Consider the following 14030-nt stretch of genomic DNA (forward strand, 5'->3'; position numbering starts at 1 on the left):
CTCGCTGTGTCCCACAACCTCCATTTAAGCACGCGGATGCCTGCTGACATCAAGCCCTGGTTACCAATCGCGCGATAGCCGGCGCAAATCGCAGAGCGGGCGGGGGCGGCCGAGTTCCGGTCAATTATTTGGTTGCCAAGGCAACTAATATATGGAAGCTTGGTTCGCGTCGAATGACGAGGCGAGAATGCGCCCGCAAACGTGAAGGGATGGAACGACATGCGTAGCCCGCGGCAAGCCGGCGCGGCTTCAAGCGCGCTTTCGAGGGAACCGCTCCATGGTCGTGCGCGGCACCAAACGGCTGCGCGGCGCCTAAGAGCCCTCAGGCTCGGTCACGGCGCCGAGATTGTCGTGCAAACGCCGCAGCAGCGCGATCAAGACCTCCCGCTCCTGCGCGTCCAGGCACGACAGCAGCCGCCGTTCGCGCTCCAGCGCGGCGACGATGACCTCGTCATGGGTGGCGCGTCCCTTTGCCGTCAGCGAGATCGCATGGCTGCGTCCGTCCTCCGGAGCGGAGCGGATCGCGACCAGGCCGCGTTTCTTCATCGTTGCGAGCGTGCGGCTCACCGGTCCCTTGTCGAAGCCGATGACGCTGCAGATGCGCGAGGCGGGAATCCCCGGCTCGATCGCCAGCAGCGACATGATGCGCCATTCCGTAACGTTGACGTCGAAATTGCGCTGGTAGAATGCGGTCGCGCTGTTCGACAGCTTGTTGGCGATGAAGGTGATGATCGCGGGCACGTAGCGGTCGAGATCGAGCGTGTGGCCGGCTCGCGCGGCTTCGCCTGCCTGCCTGGCTCCGTGCGGTTTGCCGGTCCTGTTGCTCATGATCCCTCGCTGATCGAGACATAGAAACACGAGCCGCCGCATGACAAGGCCGAATTTGGGAGGAGCGCATGAACCCGACACATGGTCCTGCATCGGACGAGGTGCCTGCCGCCGCGGCTGCAGCCGCAATTCCGCATCTCGACATCGATCCGTTTTCGATTCCTTTCTTCGACGATCCCTATCCCGCGCATGACGAGATGCGCGAGGCGGGGCCTGTGGTCTATCTCGACCGGTGGAATGTCTATGGCGTGGCGCGCTACGCCGAGGTCCATGCGGTGCTCAATGATCCCCTGACCTTCTGCTCCAGCCGCGGCGTCGGCCTCAGCGACTTCGCCAAGGAGGCGCCATGGCGGCCGCCGAGCCTGATCCTGGAGGCCGATCCGCCCGCGCATACGCGCACCCGCGCGGTGCTGAGCAAGGTGTTGTCGCCGGCGGTGATGAAGCAGATTCGAGATCGCTTCATGGCGGCGGCGGAGGCGAAGGTCGACGAGCTTCTGGCGCGCGGACGCTTCGATGCCATCACTGATCTGGCCGAAGCCTACCCGCTGTCGGTCTTCCCGGATGCGATGGGCCTGCAGGCGGAGGGGCGCGAGCACCTCATTCCCTATGCGAGCCTCGTGTTCAACGCATTCGGCCCGCCCAACGAGCTGCGCCAGCAGGCGATCGAGCGCTCGGCGCCGCACCAGGCCTATGTCACCGCGCAGTGCCAGCGCGACAATCTCACCGCCGGCGGCTTCGGTGCCTGCGTCCATGCCTTTGTCGACAAGGGCGACATCACCGCCGCAGAAGCCCCGCTGCTGGTGCGCTCGCTGCTGTCGGCCGGGCTCGACACCACGGTCTACGGCATCGGCGCTGCGATCTATTGCCTCGCGCGCTATCCCGACCAATGGGAGCGGCTGCGCCGCGACCCGTCATTGGCGCGCAATGCCTTCGAGGAAGCAGTTCGGTTCGAAAGCCCGGTGCAGACCTTCTTCCGCACCACCACGCGCGAGGTCGAACTCGGCGGTGCGAGGATCGGCGAGGGCGAGAAGGTGCTGATGTTCTTGGGGGCGGCGAACCGCGATCCGCGCCGCTGGGAGGCTGCCGACAGCTACGACATCACGCGCAAGGTCTCCGGCCATGTCGGCTTCGGCTCCGGCATCCACATGTGTGTCGGCCAGCTCGTGGCCCGGCTCGAAGGGGAAACCATTCTGTCGGCACTGGCACGCAAGGCCGCCAGCATCACGATCGATGGTGCGGTCAAGCGCCGCTACAACAACACGTTGCGCGGGCTGGAGAGCCTGCCCGTCGTCATCACGCCAGCCTGAACGGACACCATGACCACGATTACCTTCATTCATCTTGACGGCCGCAGTGAGAGCGTCAATGCCGAGGATGGGGCCAGCGTGATGCTGGCGGCGCTGACCCATGGCGTCGACGGCATTGTCGCCGAATGCGGCGGCAACGCTGTCTGCGCCACCTGCCACGTCTATGTCGACGAGGCCTGGGCCGGAAAGCTCGATCCGATCAGCGACGATGAGGACGCGCTGCTCGACGGCACCGCGTCGGAACGGCTGCCGAACAGTCGCCTGTCCTGTCAGATCAAGGTCAGCCCTGCGCTCGACGGATTGGTGGTGCGGCTGCCCGAACGGCAGAGCTGATGCTGCGACGATGAGTCCGCAACAGCGACTCGCAAAAAAAGCAAAGACAAAAGGGGGAATCAATGACGAGACGATTGAGATGGATGCTGGCGATGGCGCTCGGTCTGTGCAGTGCGCCGGCGAGCGCGGAAATTTCGGAGAATGTCGTGCGAATTGGCGTGCTCAACGACATTTCCGGCATCTTCCAGGACACCAACGGCATGGGCTCGGTGGAGGCCGCACGCATGGCGGCTGAAGATTTCGGCGGCGGCGGCAAGGGCATCAAGGTCGACATCGTCTATGCCGACCACCAGAACAAGGCCGATATCGGTTCAGCTATCGTGCGCAAATGGCTCGATGTCGATCATGTCGACGCCGTCGTCGACGTGCCGAACTCGGCCGTTGGTCTGACGATCAACGAGCTGCTGCGCGACAGCCGCATGACTTTTTTGGCCTCATCGACCGCAAGCTCCGATTTGACCGGCAAGGCCTGCTCGCCCAACACGATCCAGTGGGTCAATGATGCCTGGGCGACCGGCAATACGACTGCGGCTGCGATGATGGGGCGGGGCGGCAAGGATTGGTATTTCATCACCGTCAACTATGCGCTCGGCCAAGGCATTGAGGCGGAAGCCAGCAATTATATCGAGAAGCACGGCGGCAAGGTGTTGGGTTCGGCCAAGCATCCGCTCGGCACGTCGGACTTCGCCTCGTTTCTGCTACAGGCGCAGGCCTCCAAGGCCAAGGTCATTGGCCTTGCCAATGCGGGCGGCGACACCATCAATGCGGTGAAGCAGGCCGCCGAATTCGGCATCCAGCAGGGCGGCCAGACCCTGGTCGCGTTCCTGCTCTTCATTAACGACATCCATGGCATGGGACTAAAAGCCGCACAGGGCCTCCAGCTGCTCGAAGCTTTTTACTGGGACATGAACGACGACACGCGCGCCTTCGCCAAGCGCTTCGCGGCGCGGCCCGGCATGAACGGCAAGATGCCAAGTGGCAATCAGGCCGGCGTCTATGCCGCGACCCTTGCCTATCTGAATGCGGTCGCGGCCACCGGCAGCGATGATGCCAAGCTGGTCGTGCCGCAGATGAAGACCTTCAAGGGGAAGGACAAGCTGTTCGGCGATACCGTCATCCGCCAGGACGGCCGCGTCGTTCATCCGATGTACCTGTTCGAGGTCAAGAAGCCGGAGGAGTCGAAATATGCTTACGACTACTATCGGCTGATCGCGACCATACCAGCCAACCAAGCCTTTCGTCCGATTGCCGATGGCGGCTGCCCTCTGGTGAAATGAACCACCTTGCACGTGTGAACCGCGGGTGACGGGTCCGGTTCTGATCGCCAGACGGGCCATCGATCGGCAGTATAGTTCTTGCCATCTGCGGTTTTCGCGAATTATGGTGCATGGGCCGGAGTCGATTGCAGCTTGTTGCTGGTATCGGCCGGCCTACGATGGCGCGCAATGACGCGTCACGGCAAAGAAAATGCAAGGCGAGCAACGCCGACAAGCCGAGGGCTGCAAGCTGCGTGGCGTTCGGCCGAGAGGGAGGGAGGGGATATGAGGACGGCTTTCTGGCTGGCGGGTGCGGCGGCACTCACGCTGGCGAATTCCGCGTTTGCAGCCGACACCATCAAGATCGGCTTCGTCTCGACGTTCAGCGGTCCGACCGCCGTCATCGGCAACGACATGCGCAATTCGTTCGAACTCGCGCTCGATCATCTCGGCCGCAAGATGGATGGCAAGCCGGTCGAGGTCATCTACGAGGACGACCAGCAGAAGCCTGACGTCGGCAAGCAGAAGACCGAGAAGCTGGTGCAGTCCGACAAGGTCGATTTCATCGTCGGCTACATCTGGTCGAACGTGCTGCTCGCCTCGCTCAAGACCGCCGTCGATTCCAAGACCTTTCTGATTTCTGCCAACGCCGGGCCGTCGCAGCTCGCGGGCGAATTGTGCTCGCCTTATGTGTTCTCGACGTCCTGGCAGAACGATCAGACGCCGGCCGCCATGGGCCTCTACATGAACCAGAAGGGCGTCAAGTCGGTGTTCCTGATCGGCCCGAACTACGCGGCGGGCAAGGACATGCTGGCCGGTGTCAAGAGCACCTTCAAGGGCGAGGTGGTCGGCGAGGAATACACGGTGTGGCCGAGCCAGCTCGATTTCTCCGCCGAGCTCTCCAAGGCGCGCGCCTCGAATGCCGAATCGATCTTCGTATTCTATCCCGGCGCGGCGGGCGTGCAGTTCCTCAATCAATACGCGCAGGCCGGCTTGAAGGAGAAGATGCCGCTCTACACCGCCTTCACCGTCGACGAATTGTCGCTGCCGCTGCAGAAGGACAATGCGATCGGCGTGCCCGGCGCGCAGGAATGGGTCAACGACCTGCCGAACGAGCAGAACAAGAAATTCGTCGAGGACTACCGCAAGAAATACACCGGCCTGCGGCCGACCTATTATGGCGCACAGGCCTATGACGCCGCGCAGCTCATCAACAGCGCCGTGGTTGCGGTGAAGGGCGATCTCACCAAGAAGGACGCGATGAAGGCCGCGATGGAAAAGGCGGACTTCAAGTCGCTGCGCGGGTCGTTCAAATACGGCAACAACCATATCCCGATCCAGAATTTCTATCTGCAGGACGTGGTCAAGGACGCCGACGGCCAGCTTTCGCTGAAGACCGTCGCCACCATCGTCAAGGACGACCAGGACCGCTTCCACGACAAGTGCCCGATGAAATAGGCCCGGAATTTGCTTGAAGCTTAAAATATTGAAGTGGCGGCAGCGCCTGCCGCCATCTTCTCAAGCGCAATCCCGTCGGACCTGACCTAAGGACGCATGCTTCTCGTCGTTGAACAATTCCTGAACGGGCTGCAGTTCGGGCTGCTGCTGTTCCTGCTTGCGGCCGGGCTGACGCTGGTCTTCGGCATCATGGACCTCGTCAACCTCGCGCATGGCTCGCTCTACATGATGGGGGCCTATTTCGCCGCGACGTTTGCGGCCTGGACCGGCAGCTTCTTGGCTGGCGCGCTGCTCGCGCTCATTGCGACCCTGGCGCTCGGCATCGTGCTCGAATTCGTGGCACTGCGTCACCTGTACGGCCGCGACCATCTCGACCATGTGCTCGCGACCTTCGGCCTGATCCTGTTCTTCAATGAAGCCGTGCGGCTGATCTGGGGACCGGCGGGACTCGCATTGCCGCTGCCACCATGGCTCACCGTGCCCGTCACGATCCTGCCCGGCATCCATTATCCGGCCTACCGGCTCGCGATCATCATCGTCGCGCTGCTCGTGGCCCTGCTGCTTTATCTCGGCGTGATGCGCACCCGCATCGGCATGCTGATCCGCGCCGGCGCCTCCAACCGGGAGATGATCGGCGCGCTCGGCATCAACATCAAGCTGCTCTATACGCTCGTCTTCGGCCTCGGCGCCGCGCTGGCCGGCCTCGCCGGCCTGATGCAGGCGCCGATCCTCACCGTGCAGATCGGCATGGGCGAGAACATCCTGATCCTCGCCTTCGTCGTGATCGTGATCGGCGGCATCGGCTCAATCCGCGGCGCCTTCATAGCGGCGATCCTGATCGGGCTGATCGACACCATGGGCCGCGCCTTCCTGCCCAACCTGCTGCGGCAGGTGCTGAGCTCGGCGGCCGCCTCCACTGCCGCACCTGCGATGTCCTCGATGATGATCTATCTGCTGATGGCGATCGTGCTCGTGCTGCGGCCGGAAGGCCTGTTTCCGGCCAGTCGCAGATGAAGTCGTCTCTCAACGCCCAGGCCGTGTTTGCTGCGCTCGTCGTCGCGGGCCTGATCCTGCTGCCGGTCTATTCGACCCTGACCGGCAACATCTTCGTGCTGACCTTGTTCACGCGCATCGTGATCCTGGCGCTGGCGGCCGTCAGCCTGAACCTGATCCTGGGCTATGGCGGCATGCCCAGCTTCGGCCACGCCGCCTATCTCGGCATCGGCGGTTACGCCGTCGGCATCCTTGCGCAGGAAGGCATCGGCTCCGGCTATGCGCAGTTCGCGGTGGCGCTGGCGGCATCCGCAGCTTACGCGCTGGTGATCGGCGCGCTCTCCCTGCGCACGCGCGGCGTCTATTTCATCATGATCACGCTCGCCTTCGCCCAGATGGCCTATTACATCGCCTCGGGGCTGGCGCGCTATGGCGGCGACGATGGGCTGACCATCTACACGCGCAGCGATTTCGGCGGCCTGATCAGCCTCAGCAACCGGGTGCAGTTCTATTACCTCTGCCTGGCCTGCCTGTTCGGCACGGTCTTCCTGGTCTGGCGCATCGTCAATTCGCGCTTCGGTCTCGTCGTGCAGGGCCTGCGCTCCAACGAGCAGCGCATGCAGGCGATCGGCTTTCCGTCCAAGCGCTACAAGCTGGTCTGCTTCGTCATCGCTGGCACGTTGTGCGGGCTTGCCGGCGCGCTGCTCGCCAACAACACCGATTTCGTCAGCCCGGCCGTGATGTATTGGACCCGTTCCGGCGATCTGATGGTGATGGTCATTCTCGGCGGCATGGGCACCTTGTTCGGACCCGTGATCGGCGCGGTGGTCTATCTCGTGCTCGAAGAGCTGCTGTCGCAGGTCACCGAATATTGGGCGCTGATCATGGGACCGTTATTGCTGCTCGTCGTGCTGTTCGGCCGCGGCGGCATCATGGGCCTGGTCGGGAGGCTGCACCGTGGCTGAGCCGCTGTTGCGCGTCGACAATCTGGTGCGCCGCTTCGGCGGCATCGTCGCGACCGATCACGTCTGCCTCGATGTTGCCAAAGGCGAGATCCACGCCATCATCGGCCCCAACGGTGCCGGCAAGACCACCTTGATCAGCCAGCTCACCGGGCATCTCGCGCCGCATGGTGGAAGCGTCTATCTCGCCGGCCGCGACATCACGGCCATGCCGGCCTATCGCCGCTGCGCGCTCGGTCTGGCGCGCTCGTTCCAGATCACCTCGCTGCTGCCGGACTTCACCGCGGCCGACAATGTCGCGCTGGCGGCGCAGGCGCAGGCCGGCTCCTCCTTCCGCTTCTTCGGCAATGCGCGCAAGGAGAGGGGTCTGCGCGATGCCGCACATGCCGCGCTGGCGCGCGTCGGGATCGGCCATCGCGCCGACGCTCTGGTTGCGCGGCTCAGCCATGGCGAGCAGCGCCAGCTCGAGCTTGCCGTGGCGCTGGCGACCAGGCCTCAATTGTTGCTGCTCGACGAGCCGATGGCCGGCCTCGGCGTCACCGAATCGGCTGCGATGGTGAAGCTGCTCGCCGAGCTGCGGCGCGAGGTCTCGATCGTGCTCGTGGAGCACGACATGGAGGCGGTGTTCGCGCTGGCGGATCGGATCTCCGTCTTGGTTTATGGCCGCATCATCGCCTCCGGCGCGCCGGATGCGATCCGCGCCAACGAGGAGGTCAGGCGCGCCTATCTCGGCGATCAGCACGTGGTGGTGAAACATGGCTGACGTTGCGCTGCTCGAGGTCGAGAGCATCGAGACCTGCTATGGCCTCAGCCAGGTGCTGTTCGGCCTCTCCTTGTCGATACGCGCCGGCGAGATGGTGTCGCTGATGGGTCGCAACGGCATGGGCAAGACCACGACCATCCGCTCGGTCATGGGGCTGACGCCGGCGCGTGCCGGGGCGATCCGCTTTGGCGGGCAAGAGACGCGCCGTCTGCCGTCCTACCAGATCGCGCAGCTCGGCATCGGCCTTGTGCCGGAAGGGCGGCAGATCTTCCCCAATCTCACCGTCACAGAAAATCTCGTGGCAGCTGCGAGCAATCGCCTGGGCGCGGCCGATCCGTGGACACTCGACAAAATCCACGCCCTGTTTCCGCGGCTCGCCGAGCGTGGCGGCAACATGGGCAATCAGCTCTCCGGCGGCGAGCAGCAGATGCTGGCGATCGGCCGCGCGCTGATGACCAACCCCAAGCTCCTGATTCTCGATGAAGCGACGGAAGGGTTGGCGCCGCTGATCCGCGAGGAGATCTGGACCTGTCTGTCGATGCTCAAGGCGCGGGGGCAATCGATCCTGGTGATCGACAAGAATGTCGAGCACCTCAGCCGCATCTGCGACCGCCATTATATCATCGAGCGCGGCCGCACGGTGTGGAGCGGCACCTCGGCCCAGCTGATGGCGGAGCCGGAGCTGCAGCATCGGTACTTGGGGATCTAAGTTCGCTGCTCGGCCTCATGGCGGCCGCCGAAAAGGTCGTGATCCAAGCTGCTGTTGAGGTTCCTCACCGCGCGAACGGAATGTACTTCTGATACTCCTTCGGCACCTGGCTGCGATAGCGCGAGGGCACGGTTCCGGTCTTGAGCGAATGCTCGATCTCGTGGCGCGTCTGCGCGCTGACGCGGAGCCGCTTCGGTGACTTGCGCTTGGCTGGTTCCGCGTTCGCCGCCGCCTTACCTTCATTCGCCCCGGTGTTGTCAGTGGATGCGGCTGCGGGCGGCGCCGAAGGCGCCGCTTCTGCCGGTGAAGGTGCGGGGGCTGGTGTCGCCGCTGGAGCCGGGCTTGCGGCCGGTGCGGGCTCGGGTGCGGTTTGCGCAAGCGGTGAGCTGACAGGCTGCAACCCGAGCATGATGGTTGCGACAGCCGTGTGAAGGAATGTCTTCATCCAAGATGACTCCAATGCGGATCTGCTTCGCCCAGGCAGTCGTGTGGGCAGGCAGATGCTGTATAGATCGCCGCGCGCGTGCGCGACAGATGTCAAGGCGAGCGCGCGCGGTGCCGGGTCGCAGCCGTCGGCAAACGGCTGCAGCGTTGCTCGATAGCAACATTTTGTGGCCGATCGAGCTTGGAGGCCGTGCCGTGATTGACACGGGCTGGGCGCTCTTGCGATGTAATAAAGTAACATCACTGCGGAGAAACACTCCGCTTGTGATGTGGGGCGCCGAACGAGATGAAGTGGTTCCGGACGAACATCAGGCATGGCGCGCGTCTCGCGCTTTTTGCGCTGTTCGTTCAGCTCGTGCTGGCGTTCGGGCATAGCCATGCGTTCGCACATGCCGCGCCGCTTGCTGCTTCCGCGCTGACGCCAAGCAATACGGACTCCCAGGCGCGACTGAGCCTGCAGATTGTTGCGGCTGGGCGCACCTCGCCGGACGGTCACGACAAGGACAAGCCCGCGGTCGACGATTGTGCGATCTGCGTCGTCATGTCGATGGCGAACGTCTTGCTGTTCGCGTCGGCACCCGCGTTGCCGCTGCCGCGCGCAGCCGAATTCTCGTACCACGTCGCCGATGCCGAACTGATCCAGTTGCGGCCGGCAACCACCGGCTTCCAGCCCCGCGCTCCCCCCGCACCCTGACATCGGTCGTTTGATCACACCTGGACTCCGTCGGCTCTATCCATACGCGGCAGCCAGGAAAGTCGGAATCGAATCCGCCGGAGATCGGCGGCAGGTCGCCTTCCCGTCAAACAGCTGCATCGGGTCGGCGCCTGGTTTGGGGGCAGTACAATGATGGTCTACTCGAGACGTGCGCGGTGGTTGGGCGGGGCGAGCCTGCTGCTGCTTTGCGCGGCAAGCCCGGCGATGTCGCAGGAAAAGCCAGCGGCCGAACTGCCGCCGGTGACGGTGACGGCGCCGAGCCCGATCGTGCGGCGGCACGTCGTTCCGTCGCGCACGCCGTCACGCGTCGCGCGTACCACGGGTCCCCGGGTGCGGACGCAGGCAACGCCGGCACCGTCGGCACCAGAGGCGGCGCCGGCGGTGGCCGCCGCGCCCACACAGGGCGTGCTGCCGGTCGTGACCGACCAATTCGCGACCGTGACCGTGGTGCCCAATGAGGAGATTCGCCGTGAGGGCGGCGCTCAACTGGGCGATCTGCTCTTCTCCAAGCCCGGCATCACCGGTTCGAGCTTTGCGCCCGGCGCTTCGAGCCGGCCGATCATCCGCGGTCTCGACGTCAATCGCGTCGGGATCGCAGAGAATGGCACGAGTGCGGGCGGCGCGTCCGACCTGGGCGAAGATCATTTCGTCCCCATCGATCCATTGGCCGTCAATCAACTCGAGGTCGTGCGTGGGCCGGCAGCGCTTCGCTACGGATCGACTTCGATCGGCGGCGTCGTGAGCGCAACCAATAATCGCATTCCGGATGCGCTGCCATCTTGCGCGGCGCCATTCCAGACCTATGGCCTGCCGACCAAGGCGCCGCTGGCCTCCGCCGCATCGTCCCCCTGCGTTACCGCCGAGACGCGCACCTCGTTCGACTCCGTCAACCGTGGCATCGAAGGCGGCGTCCTGCTCGATACGGGCGGAGGCAACTTCGCCTTCCATGCCGACGCTTACGGCCGCAACACCTCCGATTACTACATTCCGAGCTATCCGTATTTGTTCGACCGGACCCGCCCGGTCGGAAATCACCAGCCGAATTCGGCAACGCGGTCGGACGGCGCCTCGATCGGCGGCTCGTATTTCTTCGATGGCGGGTTCATCGGCGCGGCGATCACGCAGAACGATTCTCTCTATCACGTGCCCGGCATCGACGGCGCGGACCACAACACGCGCATCGACGCGCATCAGACCAAGATCACCGTGAAGGGCGAGTATCGGCCGGACGCGGCCGCGATCGATGCGGTCCGCTTCTGGGCCGGCGCGACCGATTACAGGCACAACGAGCTCGGCTATCTCGACCCCGCCGACCCGACGACGGACGGCGTGCGGCAGACGTTCACGAACAAGGAGCAGGAAGTCCGGGTGGAAGTCCAGCTCATGCCCTTCAATGCGCGCTTTGCGGAGATCACCACCGCATTCGGTCTGCAGGCTGGACATCAGGAGCTGACTGCGCCGAGTCCCGACAATCCCGGCACTCTCTTCAACGGCCTGTGGGATCCGAACCGCAACACCCGGGAAGCTGGCTACGTCTTCAACGAGCTCAAATTCACCGAAACGACCAAGGCCCAGATTGCAGGCCGCATCGAGCACGTCGATCTGACCGGGTCGACTCCCAATTTCCCCGGCGACTTCCTCCCCGACGGCACGCCGCAGACGAGTCTCGGGCGCAGCCTGAACTTCACGCCGAAGAGCGGCAGCGTCGGCTTGATCCAGAATCTGCCCTACGACCTCGTCGGCAGCATCACGGCGCAATATGTCGAGCGCGCGCCGAAGCCGGCGGAATTGTTCTCGCGCGGCGCCCATGACGCGACCGCAACCTTCGACATCGGCAATCCGGATCTAACGATCGAGACGGCCAAATCCGTCGAAGTCGGATTGCGCAAGGCGACCGGTCCTTTCCGGTTCGAGGCCACCGCCTACTACACCCGGTTCGACAATTTCATCTTTCGGCGGCTCACCGGCGTGATGTGTGACGGGGACTTTGCCTCGTGCGGCGCGCCTGATGCCGAACTCAGGCAGGCTGTCTATTCGCAGCGAGACGCGACTTTTCGTGGCGGCGAATTCCAGAGCCAGCTCGACATAGGGCCGTTGTACGGTGGCATCTGGGGCTTCGAGAATCAATTCGACATCGTTCGCGCCACTTTCACCGATGGTACCAACGTTCCCCGAATTCCGCCGGTACGTGTCGGCGGCGGGTTCTTCTGGCGCGACGACAATTGGTTGGCACGGATCAACCTGCTGCATGCGTTTGCCCAGAACGACATCGCCGTGATCGGCGAGACGCCAACGGCCGGCTACAACCTGCTCAAGGCGGAAGTCAGTTACAAGACCAAGCTCGGTCCGAACTGGCTCGGGGCGCGCGAGATGTATGTCGGGCTCCTCGGCAACAATCTGCTGAACCAGAACATCCGCAATTCGGTCTCCTATACCAAGGATGAGGTGCTGATGCCCGGCATCGGGGTGCGCGCGTTCGCCAACTTCAAATTCTAGATGCCTTTTTCCAAAGCCTCGGTCCTATTGATACAACTCCTACTGTCATCGTCCGCGAAGGCGGACGATCCAGTACGCCGTGACGTCTCTGTTTGATCTCTTCTGCCGCGGTGTACTGGATGCTCCGCCGGAGCCTGTCATCCGGCCGGCCGAACGCCGGACCGGGTGGCGGAGCATGACGGCGTTGGAGATGGCGAGAGGTCAATCCATCCTGCGATGGCCGATATCAAGGAAACGATTTGCTAGTGCGCCCCCGGTCCTGCGAGTCGCTCTTCAAAACATCTCGAAATATTCGCGGTGCTCCCAGTCCGACACTTCGGCCTGGAAGCGCTCGATCTCGGCGTTCTTGATGTGCACATAGTAGTCGACGAATTTGGCGCCGAGCTTCTCGCGGAAGAATGGATCGTCTGAGAGCGCGAACACCGCCTCGCGCAGCGATTTCGGCAATAGCGCGGCTTTGGTCTCATAAGGCGTATCCGCCGACGGGCCGGGATCGAGCGCGCGATCGACGCCGTCGAGGCCGGAGAGGATTTGCGAGGCCATGTAAAGATAGGGATTGGCGGCGGGCTCGCCGATCCGATTCTCCAGCCGTGTCGCCGGATCGCCAGCGCCGCCGAGCACGCGGATCATGACGCCGCGATTGTCGCGGCCCCAGATCGCGCGATCCGGCGCGAGCGAATAGGAGCGGTAGCGCTTGTAGCCGTTGATCGTGGGCGTCGTGAACACGGTCGAGGCGCGGGCATGCGCCAGAAGCCCGGCGAGGAAGCCGCGGCCGAACGGCGAGAGCGCTTGGTCCGTCTCGGTCGCCATGAAAGCGTTCGCGCCGGTCTCGCGGCCGATCAGCGACTGGTGTAGATGCCAGCCGGAGGCGAACACGTTCGGCAGCTTCGGCCGGCACATGAAGGTGGCGTGATAGCCGTGGCGCCGCGCGATCTGTTTGATCGCCGAGCGGAACAGCACCATGTTGTCCGCCGGCTCCAGCCCCCTGCGCGGCTGGAAGGTGAACTCGCATTGGCTGGGGCCGAACTCGACCTCGACCGAGCGCAAGGGCAGGCCGAGCGCGATGATCTCGCGGCGGAAGATTTCGAGCGCCGGCTCCATCTGATCGAAGCGCTGCTCGGTGAGATATTGATAGCCGTGCGACAGCAGGCTCACCGAGGGCGGCTGCCCAGGCTGCCCGGCATCCTCCGGCGCCATTCGCGCATCATCGAGCTTGAAGACGTGAAACTCGACCTCGAGACCGGCGACATAGTCATAGCCGCGCTGCGCGAGTTCACTCAGCACGTTGCGATAGATCTGACGTGTCGCGAACGGCACGGGGCGTCCGTCGGCGAAATGAAGGTCGCACAACATCCAGCCCGTGGTCGGCGCCCATGGCAGCACGCGGAACGTTGGAGGATCCGGCACCATCAGGACGTCGGCGGCGCCTTCCATCTCGCTCATGCCGAAGCCGCCGCCCTTCGTGAACACCGGAAAAACCGTGCGATGCGAGGTGTCCTTGGCGAGCATCGTGGTGGTGATCGAGCAGCCGCTCTCCAGCGAGGCGACCGCCTCGGCGGCGATCAGCGTCTTGCCGCGCAGGATGCCGTGCTGATCGGGAAAGGCGAGGCGGATGACCTCAAGATTCTTCTCCTCGACGACGCGGGCGAGGCGTCGCGCCGCCTCCCGCTGCTCATCGGACCACAGGCGATGGCGTGCGACGAAGGTCACTGCGCTGCTCCTACGATCGTCATTGCGAGGAGCCAACGGGTCGCGCGAATGCGCGC

The 14030-nt window shown here is 64.0% G+C and carries 13 protein-coding genes; 10 read left to right on the forward strand and 3 right to left on the reverse strand.

All coding sequences use genetic code 11. From position 1 onward, the window contains the following. Nucleotides 1-312 precede the first annotated feature (312 nt). The gene (locus P6U24_RS03335) at nt 313-828 is read right to left on the reverse strand and encodes a MarR family winged helix-turn-helix transcriptional regulator (protein ID WP_407157783.1); all 516 of its coding nucleotides are present in this window, start codon (nt 826-828) and stop codon (nt 313-315) included. 68 nt (nt 829-896) lie between these two features. On the opposite strand from P6U24_RS03335, the gene P6U24_RS03340 reads away from it, so the two are divergent. The 8 genes from P6U24_RS03340 (at nt 897) to P6U24_RS03375 (ending at nt 8609) form a co-directional block, all read left to right on the forward strand. After that, a complete protein-coding gene (locus P6U24_RS03340; RefSeq protein ID WP_407157784.1) occupies nt 897-2135 on the forward strand; it encodes a cytochrome P450 in 1239 nt (412 codons plus the stop codon). Between the two features lie 9 nt (nt 2136-2144). Beyond that, nucleotides 2145-2468: a 2Fe-2S iron-sulfur cluster-binding protein gene (locus P6U24_RS03345; RefSeq protein ID WP_407157785.1), complete on the forward strand. Its 324-nt coding sequence runs from the start codon at nt 2145-2147 to the stop codon at nt 2466-2468. Nucleotides 2469-2551: 83 nt separating this feature from the next. Then, nucleotides 2552-3745: an ABC transporter substrate-binding protein gene (locus tag P6U24_RS03350; RefSeq protein WP_407160758.1), complete on the forward strand. Its 1194-nt coding sequence runs from the start codon at nt 2552-2554 to the stop codon at nt 3743-3745. Between the two features lie 264 nt (nt 3746-4009). Beyond that, a complete protein-coding gene (locus tag P6U24_RS03355; RefSeq protein ID WP_407157786.1) occupies nt 4010-5182 on the forward strand; it encodes an ABC transporter substrate-binding protein in 1173 nt (390 codons plus the stop codon). 96 nt (nt 5183-5278) lie between these two features. After that, nucleotides 5279-6196 (forward strand): branched-chain amino acid ABC transporter permease, encoded by a 918-nt coding sequence (locus tag P6U24_RS03360; protein WP_407157787.1) that lies wholly within the window; start codon nt 5279-5281, stop codon nt 6194-6196. Continuing rightward, a complete protein-coding gene (locus P6U24_RS03365; RefSeq protein ID WP_407157788.1) occupies nt 6193-7140 on the forward strand; it encodes a branched-chain amino acid ABC transporter permease in 948 nt (315 codons plus the stop codon). Before P6U24_RS03360 ends, P6U24_RS03365 begins: the two co-directional genes overlap by 4 nt. Beyond that, nucleotides 7133-7900, forward strand: a complete 768-nt coding sequence (locus P6U24_RS03370) for an ABC transporter ATP-binding protein (protein ID WP_407157789.1) — start codon at nt 7133-7135, stop codon at nt 7898-7900. The genes P6U24_RS03365 and P6U24_RS03370 overlap by 8 nt, the downstream gene beginning before the upstream one ends. After that, a complete protein-coding gene (locus P6U24_RS03375) occupies nt 7893-8609 on the forward strand; it encodes an ABC transporter ATP-binding protein (protein WP_407157790.1) in 717 nt (238 codons plus the stop codon). The genes P6U24_RS03370 and P6U24_RS03375 overlap by 8 nt, the downstream gene beginning before the upstream one ends. A 64-nt stretch (nt 8610-8673) precedes the next feature. Here P6U24_RS03375 and P6U24_RS03380 read toward each other — a convergent pair whose 3' ends face one another. Next, the gene (locus P6U24_RS03380; RefSeq protein ID WP_407157791.1) at nt 8674-9054 is read right to left on the reverse strand and encodes a hypothetical protein; all 381 of its coding nucleotides are present in this window, start codon (nt 9052-9054) and stop codon (nt 8674-8676) included. Between the two features lie 285 nt (nt 9055-9339). On the opposite strand from P6U24_RS03380, the gene P6U24_RS03385 reads away from it, so the two are divergent. Then, complete coding sequence (locus P6U24_RS03385; protein ID WP_407157792.1) at nt 9340-9747, forward strand: DUF2946 family protein; 408 nt, start codon at nt 9340-9342, stop codon at nt 9745-9747. Between the two features lie 150 nt (nt 9748-9897). After that, a complete protein-coding gene (locus P6U24_RS03390; protein ID WP_407157793.1) occupies nt 9898-12264 on the forward strand; it encodes a TonB-dependent receptor in 2367 nt (788 codons plus the stop codon). A gap of 273 nt (nt 12265-12537) precedes the next feature. Here the strand turns inward: P6U24_RS03390 and P6U24_RS03395 are convergent, their stop codons facing one another. Further along, nucleotides 12538-13974: a glutamine synthetase family protein gene (locus P6U24_RS03395; protein ID WP_407157794.1), complete on the reverse strand. Its 1437-nt coding sequence runs from the start codon at nt 13972-13974 to the stop codon at nt 12538-12540. Between the last annotated feature and the right edge of the window lie 56 nt (nt 13975-14030).

This window comes from Bradyrhizobium sp. STM 3557, assembly GCF_045571465.1.
Classification (GTDB): domain Bacteria; phylum Pseudomonadota; class Alphaproteobacteria; order Rhizobiales; family Xanthobacteraceae; genus Bradyrhizobium.

Coding starts and splice junctions, on each gene's coding strand:
- P6U24_RS03335 (WP_407157783.1), bottom strand. CDS start 828: ATGAGCAACAGGACCGGCAAACCGCACGGAGCCAGGCAGGCAGGCGAA.
- P6U24_RS03340 (WP_407157784.1), top strand. CDS start 897: ATGAACCCGACACATGGTCCTGCATCGGACGAGGTGCCTGCCGCCGCG.
- P6U24_RS03345 (WP_407157785.1), top strand. CDS start 2,145: ATGACCACGATTACCTTCATTCATCTTGACGGCCGCAGTGAGAGCGTC.
- P6U24_RS03350 (WP_407160758.1), top strand. CDS start 2,552: ATGCTGGCGATGGCGCTCGGTCTGTGCAGTGCGCCGGCGAGCGCGGAA.
- P6U24_RS03355 (WP_407157786.1), top strand. CDS start 4,010: ATGAGGACGGCTTTCTGGCTGGCGGGTGCGGCGGCACTCACGCTGGCG.
- P6U24_RS03360 (WP_407157787.1), top strand. CDS start 5,279: ATGCTTCTCGTCGTTGAACAATTCCTGAACGGGCTGCAGTTCGGGCTG.
- P6U24_RS03365 (WP_407157788.1), top strand. CDS start 6,193: ATGAAGTCGTCTCTCAACGCCCAGGCCGTGTTTGCTGCGCTCGTCGTC.
- P6U24_RS03375 (WP_407157790.1), top strand. CDS start 7,893: ATGGCTGACGTTGCGCTGCTCGAGGTCGAGAGCATCGAGACCTGCTAT.
- P6U24_RS03380 (WP_407157791.1), bottom strand. CDS start 9,054: ATGAAGACATTCCTTCACACGGCTGTCGCAACCATCATGCTCGGGTTG.
- P6U24_RS03385 (WP_407157792.1), top strand. CDS start 9,340: ATGAAGTGGTTCCGGACGAACATCAGGCATGGCGCGCGTCTCGCGCTT.
- P6U24_RS03390 (WP_407157793.1), top strand. CDS start 9,898: ATGATGGTCTACTCGAGACGTGCGCGGTGGTTGGGCGGGGCGAGCCTG.